The organism is Pseudomonas sp. rhizo66 (genome assembly GCF_031931925.1).
Lineage (GTDB): Bacteria > Pseudomonadota > Gammaproteobacteria > Pseudomonadales > Pseudomonadaceae > Aquipseudomonas.
The window spans coordinates 31,089-43,208 of record NZ_JAUJWZ010000009.1 but is presented as its reverse complement, the minus strand read 5'-3'; the positions used below and the strand labels follow the sequence as shown (position 1 = coordinate 43,208).

General features: G+C 63.6%; 2 protein-coding genes. One reads left to right on the top strand and one right to left on the bottom strand.

The window, feature by feature from the left end; translation table 11 throughout:
• Positions 1-6: 6 nt before the first annotated feature.
• A complete protein-coding gene (locus QZR14_RS12695; protein WP_250606537.1) occupies positions 7-966 on the bottom strand; it encodes a nucleoside-specific channel-forming protein Tsx in 960 nt (319 codons plus the stop codon).
• 517 nt (positions 967-1,483) lie between these two features.
• Between QZR14_RS12695 and QZR14_RS12690 the strand changes: the two genes are divergently transcribed.
• The gene (locus QZR14_RS12690; RefSeq protein ID WP_311996742.1) at positions 1,484-12,010 is read left to right on the top strand and encodes an autotransporter-associated beta strand repeat-containing protein; all 10,527 of its coding nucleotides are present in this window, start codon (positions 1,484-1,486) and stop codon (positions 12,008-12,010) included.
• The last annotated feature ends 110 nt before the right edge of the window (positions 12,011-12,120 follow it).

The window sequence follows — 12,120 nt, the reverse complement described above, 5'->3', positions numbered from 1 at the left end:
CTTGATTCAGAACTGATAACCGACGCCGGCGTAGTAACCCCAGCCGTTGGAACGTGCGCGGAAATTGCCGTCGCCAAAATTCAGCTCGCTGCCGTCTTCCCAGTTGCCGCCGTTGTGGAAATAACGGCCGACCAGGGTGAAGCGCAAATGGGTGAACGAGTAGAGCAACACGTTAGTCGCCACCGTCGCATTGGCGGTGCGCGCCGGGTTGTCCTTGTGCATGTCCGAGCCGAAATCGAAGTTGGTGAAACCGATGTAGGTCAGCGAGGCGCCGTTGCTGAAAGTGTCGATCGGCACGATGTACTTGAGCTGGGCGCGGTAGCCGTCCCACGAGTATTCATTGCTGGCGCCATAGTTTTCCCACTGATAGCGCCCGTACAGGTTGGCCGACAGATTGACCCGCGAATGGGTGTCGATGTCGGTGCCGAAACCGCTGTAGAGGGTGTTGGCGCGGTTCTCCTTGCGGCTGCCGTGGTCGTAGATCCAGTCGAACGCCACATACCATTCCTTGAACGGACCGATGGCCAGGCTGCGGCCGGCGAGATAGTCGATGGAGATGCGCGGTTCGTGCTCCATGAACACCGGCGAGCCGTGATCCCACACGCCTTTGTCGTGGCTGTTGCCGATGTTGAAGATCTTCGGAATGTCGATGTAGCCGTACAGCTCGAACGGACCTTTGCGGCCGAAGTACTCGTATTCCAGGTAGATGTCGTCGGCCGGTTGCGGGCCGAAGCTGATGTCTTTGCTGCCGATCAGGGTCAGGTCCTGGTTGTACCAGTCTGAGAGGTACGCGCCTTTTTTCGGCGGACTGGCTTCGGGGCTGAGGGCTTCGCCCTGGGCGGATTCCTCTTTGGTTGCCGGCTGCGCCAGTGCGCTATGGCTGAGAAGTCCGGTAACGCCGGTCAGTAGCAGGGAAACAGCAAGCGTGCGCGCAAAAGGTGCGCGAAAAGATGAGGCGGCGTGCATTCAAAGTCCTTTTTTTGCGGATCGAGGCCCGTGTTCCGTGGGCTTGTACGGTTTTGTTACGAAAACGTTGGTATTGACGTTACGCAAACGTTTGCACAAGCCGTACCAGTTTTCTCAATGCTCTGAAATTTCAAAGGTTTCAGCTTATTCGTTGATGGGGTGGTCAGGTACGGTTTTGCGCATCCCAAGTCCCCTGTGGGAGCGAGCCTGCTCGCGAAGGCTGAATATCTGAAAAGTAGTTCTCAGCTGACCCACCGCTTTCGCGAGCAGGCTCGCTCCCACAGGTGTTGTATCACCTTCAAGAGCAGTGCTGGCTGGCTGAAACGCTCATTCCAGACCCCTCTAGTATTAAAGTATTAACACCATTTAATCCGTGCCCCATTGCCGGGCGTCTACTAGCTTTGTCCCCAATAACGCGGTTTTGTGATGACCGTCGCAGTCTTGATTCGCGTGTCGAATAAGCCCGGTGATTGTGCACGCCCTCAAGGAAGAAATTGGCCACGACAAGGAGTAGCCCGTGGAAGCAAGGTTTGGTGTCGCCCTCGTTTCGCGTTTTTCCCCACTTTCCCTTGCTGTGCATCTGAGCGTCGCCGGACTGTTGTTCGGCGGCGTCAGCGCACCTGCGTTGGCCACATGCTCCACGGCAGGTTCCACCGTGACCTGCACCGGCGTGCCGAGTCTGCCGCTGTTTCTCAACAACTTCTCCAGTGCCACCAGCGGTTTGACGGTCAACGTCAACAGCGGCGCGCAGATGAACGCGACCCTCGGCGGCCATGTGATGGACCTGACCGGGGTGAACATCTCCCTGAACAACTCCGGCACGATTGACCCGGCGCTGCTCGGCCTGGTTTCAGTGTTGAGCGGCGGTGCATTTATCGGCACGGGGGCGACGAGTACGGTCAGCGTGCTCAACAACGCCAGCGGGATCATTCGCGGCACGGGCATGTTGCTTGGCCTCAACCTGACCAGCATCGACGGCCTGGCCATCGGCGTGAACAACGCCGCTGCCGGTACCACCAGCATCACCAACAACGGCACCATCACCTCGACCGGTTTGTCGGTCGGCGGCATCACCCTCGCCGACACCCCGGTAGTCGGCGTCTACGGCGGCTCGCAGGTCAACATGACCAACAGCAGCACCGGCGTCATCAACGGCCGGATCGCGTTCGAGACCTCGGCGGCGGGCAACACTTTCACCAACGCCGGTGCGATTACCGGCGGTGTGTCGATGGGCGCGGCGAGCACCAACACCTTCACGGCGGTGACCGGTTCCAGCGTCAACGTCGGTGACGGTGTACAGATCAGCGTCGGCCTCGGCGGTTTGATCGGCATCAACCTGACCTTCGCCCCGACCGGCACGGTCGATGGCGGTGCGGGCGGCACCAACAGCCTGATCCTGCAAAACCCGATCGGCGTCGGCGGCGGCACCACGGGCGTCGGCACCGCTTCGAGCGCGACCTACGTCAACTTCAACAACCTGACCCTCAACAGCGGCACCTGGACCTTGCAGGGGCCATTGGTCAGCGGCGCAACCACGCTCAATGGCGGTGTCGCCCAGTTCAACAACAACGCCACATTCGGCAGCGGTGTCTTGACCTCCAACGGCGGGATCCTCCAGGCCAGCAATGCCGGGTTGAACGTCAGTAACCTGATTTCCCTCGGCGCGGGCGGCGTGACCGTACAAGGCACTAACGCCACCACCCTGAGCGGCGTCATTTCCGGCAGCGGTGGCCTGACCAAGGTCGGTTCCGGGCAACTGAGCCTCAGCGCCGCCAACACCTACCTGGGCAACACCACGCTCAACGGCGGCACCGTGCAGTTGGGCAACAATCTTGCGCTGAGCACCGGCACCCTGAACGTCACCGGCGCGACTACCCTGAGCGCGCCTGGCACGATCAGCCTGAGCAACGCCATCAGCCTCGGCGGCACCTTGACGGCCGGCGGCACGGGGGCGTTGACCCTCGGCGGTTTGATCAGCGGCAGCAGTGGTTTGACCAAGACCGGTACTGGCAGCCTGACGGTCAGTGGCGCCAACACCGGTTTCACCGGCACCACCACCCTGAGCGCCGGCAGCCTGTTGGTGACCAACAACGATTCGCTGGGCAGTGGCGCGCTGAACACCGCCGCCGGTACCAGCCTGGACAGCAGCACCAACGTCACCCTGGCCAATAACATCGCGATGACCGGCGCACTCAACGTGCTCGGCAGCAATGCCCTGACCCTCGGTGGTGTGTTGTCCGGCACGGGCGGGATTACCAAATCCGGCAGCGCCAGCCTGACCCTGAGCGGCAACAACACCAACAGCGGCAACACGCTGCTCAATGCCGGTAGCCTGTTCGTTGGCAGCACCACCGCGCTGGGGACTGGCGCGTTGAGCGCGGCAGCGGGCACTACGCTGGATGCGACTGCCGCAGTGGCATTGGCCAACGCCGTTGCGCTGGCGGGCGGGGTGACCATCGGCGGCACTCAGGCATTGGGCCTGAGCGGCGTTGTCAGCGGCGTCGGCAGCCTGATCAAGAATGGCACGGCGGATCTGACCCTCAGCGGCAACAACACCTTCTCCGGTGGCACTGCGCTCAATGCCGGTACGCTGATTGTCGGTTCCAATACGGCGCTGGGTACCGGTGCCCTGGCCGCAGCGGCAGGCACCAAACTTGACGCCAGCAGCACGGCCGCGTTGACCAATGCGGTGACCCTTGGCGGTGATCTGGAAGTGCGTGGCAGCGCTGACCTGACGCTCAGCGGTGTGATCAGCGGCAGTGGCGGGTTGACCAAGCGCGGTTTTGCCAACCTGATTCTCAACGGCGCCAACACTTATCTCGGCGGTACCACGCTGGCCGGCGGCACACTCACTGTGGGCAACGCGGCCGCGTTGGGCAGCGGAGCATTGAATGTCATCGATGTGTCAGCGCTGGACAGCAACACCGCTGTCAACCTGAGCAACAACATCAACCTCAACAGCAGTACCTTGACCCTCGGCGGCAGCAGCGGTCTGACCCTCTCCGGTGTCATCAACGGCGCCGGTCAACTGATCAAGAACGGCGCCGCCAACTTGACCCTCAATGGGGTGAACACCTTCGCTGGCGGCACCACGTTGAATGCCGGCAGCTTGACTGTCGGTAACGCCGCGGCGCTGGGCAGTGGCGCACTGACCGTCGCCGGGGCCAGCACCCTCAACAGCAGCACCGCGGTGACCCTGAACAACGCGATCACCCTCAACGCCAACCTCACCGCGGGTGGCGCCAATGCGCTGACCCTTGGCGGGGTGATCAGTGGTGGTAACGGTTTGATCAAGACCGGCGCATCCAGCCTGACGCTCAACGGCAACAACACCTACACCGGCACCACGGCGCTGAATGCCGGTTCGCTGGTGGTCGGCTCCAACAGCGCACTCGGCACCGGCGCGCTGAACGCCTCGAACGGCACCACGCTGGATGCCGGCACGGCGGCGACGCTCGCCAATAACGTCAACCTCGGCGGCACTCTGACCATCGGTGGCAGCAATGCGCTGACCCTCGGCGGCGTGGTCGCCGGTATCGGTGGGCTGACCAAGAACGGCGCGGCCGACCTGACCCTCAACGGTGCCAACACTTATTTTGGCAACACCGCGTTGAACACCGGCAAACTGATTGTCGGCAGTAACACTGCGCTGGGTTCCGGTACGTTGAACGCGGCGAACAACACCACGCTGGACGCCAATACGGCCGTCAGCCTGAACAATGCCGTGGCGCTGGCCGGCGCATTGAACATCGGCGGCACGGCGGACCTGACCCTGACCGGTCTGGTCAGTGGCGCTGGCAGTCTGGTGAAGGACGGCGCGGCCAATCTGATTCTCAACGCCGCTAACAACTACCTCGGCGGCACCACGCTGAACGCCGGTACGCTGACTGTCGGCAACAGTTCGGCGTTGGGTTCCGGGGCGCTGACCGTCGCTGGCGCGGCAACGCTGGACAGCAATTCGCCGCTGGTCAGCCTCAACAACGATGTCGCCCTGAATGCCGCGCTGACCGTGGGCGGTACGCAGAACCTGACCCTCGGCGGCGTCACCAGCGGCACTGGCCAACTGATCAAGGACGGAGCGGCCAACCTGACCCTCAATGGCAACAATACGTTCAGCGGCGGCACCACCCTCAATGCCGGCACCCTGACCCTGGGCAATGCCAATGGTCTGGGCAGCGGCGGCTTGACCGTCGGCGGTGCGGCGACTCTGGATAACAGTGCATCGTTTGGCATCGGCAACGCGATCACGCTGAATGCCGGACTGACCGTCGCCGGCAACAATGATTTGAGCTTGAACGGCATCATCGACGGTGCCGGCAGCCTGATCAAAAACGGTCTGTCTGATCTGACTCTGGCCGGCAACAACACCTTCACTGGCGCGCTGAATATCGTCTCGGGCAGCGTCACCACGCTCAATACCAACGCGTTGGGTAACACCTCCGGCGTCAACATCAGTGCCGGCGCCGGGCTGAATCTGGGCAGTGACGCCAGCCTCGGCGCACTCACCGGCAGCGGCAGTGTGCAACTGACCGGCAGCAATACCCTGACCGTCGGCAGCGGCAACGTCACCAGTACGTTTGACGGCGATCTCAGCGGCAGCGGCGGCCTGGTAAAAGTCGGCACCGGCACTTTGAACCTCACTGGCATCAACGGCATTACCGGCAATACCGCGATCGATGGCGGTATCGTGAACCTGAGCGGTTCGCTGGGCAGTGCACAACTCAACGTCAATACCGGCGGCACCCTGACCGGTACCGGCTCGGCGCTCGGCGCGGTGAACATCAACAACGGTGGGCATCTGGCGTTGTCGTCAGGCAACACCTTGTCGGCGAGTGCTCTGACGCTCGCGGCCGGAAGCAACGTTGATGTGGCACTGGGTACACCGTCGACCGCGTCGCTGATGAACGTCGGCGGCAACCTCACCCTCGATGGCAATCTCAATGTCACCGATGCCGGCGGTTTCGGTGTGGGTGTGTATCGCTTGTTCAACTACACCGGCAGCCTGACCAACCTCGGTCTGGATGTCGCCAGCGTACCGGTCGGTTACGGCCTCGGTGATCTGCTGGTGCAAACCGGCGTGGCCAATCAGATCAACATTCAAGTCTCGGCACCAAACGTCAACATCCGTTACTGGGACGGCAGCCAGACCATTGCCAACGGCGTGGTCGATGGCGGCAACGGCACCTGGAATGCGGTCGGCACCAACTGGACCGATGCCAACGGTCTGGTCAACCAGCCATGGGCCGGCGACTTCGCGGTGTTCCAGGGCAGCGCCGGCACGGTGACGGTAAACGGCACGCAAGCGTTCACCGGCCTGCAGTTCGTCACGGATGGCTACAACCTGGTCAACGGCGCGGCGGGGCAACTGACGGCGGTCAACGGCACTGGTGGCACCACGGCAGTGCGGGTCGATCCGGGCGTCACCGGTACTATCGGCGTCAATATCGATGGCAGCGGCATTCTCAATAAACTCGACGCCGGCACCCTGGTGCTCAATGGCACCAACACTTACAGCGGCGGCACCCAACTGGACGGCGGCAAGATCATCGTCGGCAGCAACACCGCGCTGGGCAGCGGTACGCTGACGGCCAACGCCGGTACGCAACTGGACAGCAACACTGCCGTGACCCTCGGCAATGCTGCGACGCTCAACGGCAACCTCACCGTGGTCGGCAGCAATGCGTTGACCCTCAACGGGGTGATTGGCGGCACCGGCGGGCTGATCAAAAACGGCACGGCAAACCTGACCCTTGGTGGCAACAACGCTTTCCTCGGGCCGGTGGCGCTGAATGCCGGCGGACTGGTTCTGGCGTCGAACTCGGCGCTCGGCTCGGGCACGCTGAATGCAGCGGGCGGCACCACGCTGGATGCCAGCACCGGGGTTTCGCTGAACAACGCGGTCAACCTCGCGGGCAATCTCGGCATTGGCGGCACGGCGGATCTGACCCTGGCCGGCACGGTCAACGGCGCCGGCAGCCTGAGCAAAAACGGCGCGGCCAACCTGACCCTCAGCGGCAACAACAACTTCCTCGGTGGCGTCACCCTTAATGCGGGCACCCTGACCGCCGGCAGCAACTCGGCACTGGGCCTGGGCAACCTGACCGTTGCGGGCGCCTCGGCGCTGGACAGCAACAGCGCGCTGAGCCTGGGCAACAACGTCGTGCTCAACGCCAATCTGAGCAACACCGGCAGCAACAACCTGACCCTGGCGGGCGTGGTCAGCGGTGCGGGCGGCTTGATCAAGAACGGCGCGGCGAACCTGACGCTCAACGGCGTCAACACTTACACCGGCGGCACCACGTTGAACGCCGGTACGCTGACCCTCGGCACCGGTTCGGCATTGGGCAGCGGTGCGCTGACCGTGGCCGGTGCTTCGAGCCTCGATAACTCAGCGCCACTGGTGCTGGCGAACAACGTCAACGTCAACGCGAATCTGGCCCTGGCGGGAAATAACAATCTGACCCTCGGCGGTGTTATCGCCGGCGCCGGCACGCTGAGCAAAAATGGTCTGGCCGACGTGACCCTTAGCGGCAACAACATCTTCAGCGGCACCTTCGATGTGGCGTCCGGCAGCCTGACCACGCTGAGTGGTGCGGCGCTGGGCAACAACGCCACGGTCAATCTCGCGGGCGGCGCGGCGCTGAATCTCGGTGCATCGGGCAGCCTCGCCAGCCTCACAGGCAGCGGTACTGCACTGATCGGTACCGGCAACACCCTGAGCCTCGGTGGCAACAACGTCAGCAGTACCTTCGCCGGCATCCTCAGCGGTGACGGTGGCCTGAGCAAACTCGGCAGCGGCACCCTGACCCTCAGCGGTATCAGCGACCTGACCGGCGACACCAACGTCAACGCCGGCACCCTGCAGGTCAACGGCTCACTGGCCAGCGGCAATGTGCTGGTCAACAACGGCGGCACCCTCGGCGGCAGCGGCACCTTGACCGGCGCGGTGACCGTGGCCGATGGCGGTCATCTGGCGGGCGTCACCGGCAGCACCTTGTCGGTGGATTCGCTGGTGTTAAACGGCAACGCCAACTTCGACGTCGGCCTCGGCACACCGGTGTCCGGTGGCGGTAATGCGCTGGTCAATGTCGGCGGTAACCTGACCCTCGACGGCACGCTCAACGTCAGCGATATCGGTGGATTTGGCAGCGGCGTCTATCGGCTGATCAACTACACCGGCGGCCTGACCGACAACGGCATGTTGATCGGCACCGTGCCGGGCAGCGTGACGCCGGGCGACCTGACCCTGCAAACCGCGCTGGCCAATCAGATCAACCTGCTGGTCACCGCACCGGGCGTCACCGTGCAGTTCTGGGACGGCAATCAGCTGGTGGCCAATGGTTCGGTAGAGGGCGGCAGCGGCACTTGGGGCACCGGCACCACTAACTGGACCGACGTCAACGGCACCACCAACCAGGCGTGGGGCAACAGCTTCGCGGTGTTCCAGGGCGCGGCCGGCACGGTGACCGTCAACGGCGCGCAAACCATCACCGGCCTGCAGTTCGTCACCGACGGCTACAGCCTGGTGAACGGCACGGCGGGCTCGTTGAACCTGGTCAACGGTTCGCTCGGCAATGCCACGGTGCGGGTCGACCCGAACGCCACGGCAACCCTCGGCGTTGCGCTCAATGGCAGCGGCACGCTGGGCAAATACGACAGCGGTACGCTGGTGCTCAACGCGGCCAACGGCTACACCGGTGGCACGGCGCTGAACGGTGGCAAGATCGTGGTCGGTAACAACGCGGCGCTCGGCACTGGTGTGTTGACCGCAGCTGACGGCACCGTTCTGGACAGCAATACCGCCGTTACGCTGGGCAACGGCGTGGTCGTCAACGGTGGCCTGACCGTTGCCGGTTCCAACGCCTTGACCCTCGGCGGTGTGGTCAGCGGTGCGGGCAGCCTGATCAAGACTGGCGCATCGAGCCTGACCCTCAACGGCAGCAACACCTACAGCGGTGGCACTCAGCTCGCGGGCGGTTCGCTGATTCTCGGCAACAACAGTGCACTCAGCAGCGCTGCGCTCAATGTGACTGGCAACGGCACGCTCGACAGCACCTCGGCGCTGCAATTGGCCAATGCCATCAACCTCGGCGCGCAACTGACCCTCGCAGGCAGCCAGAACACCACGCTGCTCGGTGCGGTGACCGGCACCGGCAGTCTGCTGAAAAACGGCAGCGGCGATCTTGTGCTCAGCGGTGCCAATACCTACAGCGGCGGCACCACGCTGAACGGCGGGACGACGCGTGGTGACACCAGTAGCCTGCAAGGTGCAATCGTCAACAACGCGACCCTGACCTTCGAACAAAACGCCGATGGCAGCTACACCGGCAACCTCACTGGCGCCGGTACGCTGAACAAAACCGGGACCGGTGATTTGCTGCTGACGGGCAACAACGCCTTCACCGGCAACACCTCGGTGCAGGCCGGCAACCTGATCGTCAACGGCGTGCTCAACAGCGCCAACGTCAACGTCGCCAGCGGCGCGGGCATCGGCGGTGGCGGCCAGTTCGGCGGCGCTGTGCAACTGGCCGCCGGTGCGACGCTGGCCGGTGGCGGCACGGCAACTCCGTTGTCGGTGGGTTCGCTGGCGCTGTCGTCGGGGACTAACCTGGACTTCAGCCTCGGCTCCGCAACCAGTTCGACCACGGTGGTCAATGTCGCGGGCAACCTGACCCTCGACGGTACGCTCAACGTCAGCAATGCCGGCGGTTTCGGCACCGGGGTCTATCAACTGTTCAGCTACGGCGGCAGCCTGACCGACAACGGTATGGTGTATGGCAGCCTGCCGGTGTCGGCGGCCAACCTGACCCTGCAAACCGCCATCGCCAATCAGGTCAACCTGCTGGTGCAAGGCACGCCGGGTGAGGTGCAGTTCTGGAACGGCGGCAAAACCAATCCGGATGGCAGCATCGGTGGTGGCAGCGGTGTGTGGGGGCCTGGGACTAACTGGACTGATCCGAATGGCACGCAGGCGCTCGCTGCGAACGGACAGTTCGCGGTGTTCGGTGGCCAGGGCGGCACGGTGACGGTACAGGGCAACCAGAACTTCACCGGTCTGCAATTTCTTGCCAATGGCTACGGCCTGACGCCGGGTGCCGGTGGCGCGCTGACCCCGGTCAATGGCGCGGATGGCAGCCTCGCGCCGGTGCGCGTGAATGCCGGCGGGAGTGCGGAAATCTCCGCGCCGCTGGTGGGCACGGGTGGCATCGAGAAGCTTGATTCCGGCACGTTGGTCTTGAGCGGTGCCAACACCTACAGCGGCGGCACCACGGTCAGCGGCGGTACGCTGGTCGGTAACACCACGAGTTTGCAGGGCAATATTCTCAACAATGCTTCGCTGCTCTTCGTGCAGAACTTCAGTGGCCAGTTCAACGGATCGTTGCGCGGACTTGGCGCGATGCTCAAACGCGGTACCGGCACCTTGCTGTTGAACGGTGATAACCCGTTCAGCGGCACGGTCGCGGTCGAACAAGGCGTGCTGCAAGTCGGTAGCCGTGCGGCGCGGGCGTCGCTGGGCGGGCAGGTGACCGTCGCCAGCGGCGCAGGGCTGAGCGGTAACGGCAGTGTCGGCTCGCTGCTCAACCAGGGTGTGGTGACTTCCGGCGCCGAAGCCGGAACCCTCAGCGTGGCCGGTAACCTGACCAACGCGAGCGGCGGTGTGCTCGTGCTGACGGTCAGTTCGCCCACCGCGACACCGTTGGCCGTCGGTGGCACCGCGACGTTGGGTGGCGCCTTGCAGGTCAACTCGCTGGCACCGTTTACCGGCAACACCACGTACTCGCTGATCACGGCGGGTGGCGGAGTGAATGGCACCTTCAGCGCAGCGGACCTGCCGCAATACGCGTTCCTCAACAGCGCACTGGTGTATGACGCCAACGCGGTGAACCTGGTGGTCAGCCGCAACGGCAATTCGTTCGCCGATGTCGCCGCCACTGGCAACCAGTTCCGCACCGCCACTGCGCTGTCGAACAACGGCCCGGCAGGCGCGGCGTTGCAGAACGAGATCGTCAACCTCAGTGTCGCCGGTGCGCGTAATGCCTTCGACAGTCTGTCGGGTGAGATCCACGCCAGCACCGCCAGCGCCATTCTCGAGGATTCGCGTTATGTGCGTGACGCGGTGAACGATCGCATGCGCCAACCGTCGTGCAGCGCAGCGGATGATCCACGCCGTGCACTGGCGCCAAGTGACAACCAACTGAGCAGCAATGGTTGCCACGGCGAAATGGTCGGCTGGGCGCGGGCACTCGGCGCGTGGGGCGAGTCGGATGGCGACAGCAACGCGGCGAAACTCGACCGCAACCTCAGCGGCTTCATGCTCGGCACCGACAAGCAACTCGATGATCAGTGGCGCGTGGGCATGGCCGCCGGTTACACCCGCAGCGACCTCGACGCCCATGATCGTCGCTCGGATGCCACCGTCGAAAGCTACCACCTGGCGGCGTACCTCAACTCGCAGTTCGATGCCCTGGCCGTGCGCCTCGGCGCGGCTTACAGCTGGCACGACATCGAAACCAAACGCAACGTCAGCGTCGGCAGCTACAACGACCGCTTGAAAGCCAACTACGACGCACGCAGCGCCCAGGTGTTCGGTGAAGTCGGGTACACCATTGACGCCGGCGGCATTGCACTTGAACCGTTCGCCGGTCTGGCCTACGTCAACTACGACACCGACAAAGCCAAGGAGAAAGGCGGAGTAGGGCGCCTGGAGGCCGATGCCGATCAAGACATCACCTTCTCGACCCTCGGTGTGCGCGCCGGCAAAGTCATTACCCTGGCCAACGGCGGGCAATTCACCCCGCGCGCGGCGCTCGGCTGGCGCCATGCATTTGGTGACACCAAGCCTGACGCTGATCTGACCTTCATCGACGGCGGCGCTTCGTTCAGCACCCAAGGCGTGCCGATCGCCAAGGACAGTGCCATCGTCGAAGCAGGTGTCGACTTCCAGATCAGCCCGACCGGCAAGCTCGGGGTCGGCTACTCGGGGCAACTGTCGAACGACAGCAACGATCATGCGATGACCATCAGCTTCAGCCTGGGCTTCTGATTTAGGGGCGAAGCACTTTTAGCCGCCCGCGAGGGCGGTTTTTTTTCAAGATCAAAAGATCGCAGCCTTCGGCAGCTCCTACAGTGGGGATTTGCGTTTCCCTGTAGGAG

What these genes read in the sequence shown, in the direction of transcription:
- QZR14_RS12695 (WP_250606537.1), bottom strand. Translation starts at nt 966, where the DNA reads ATGCACGCCGCCTCATCTTTTCGCGCACCTTTTGCGCGCACGCTTGCT.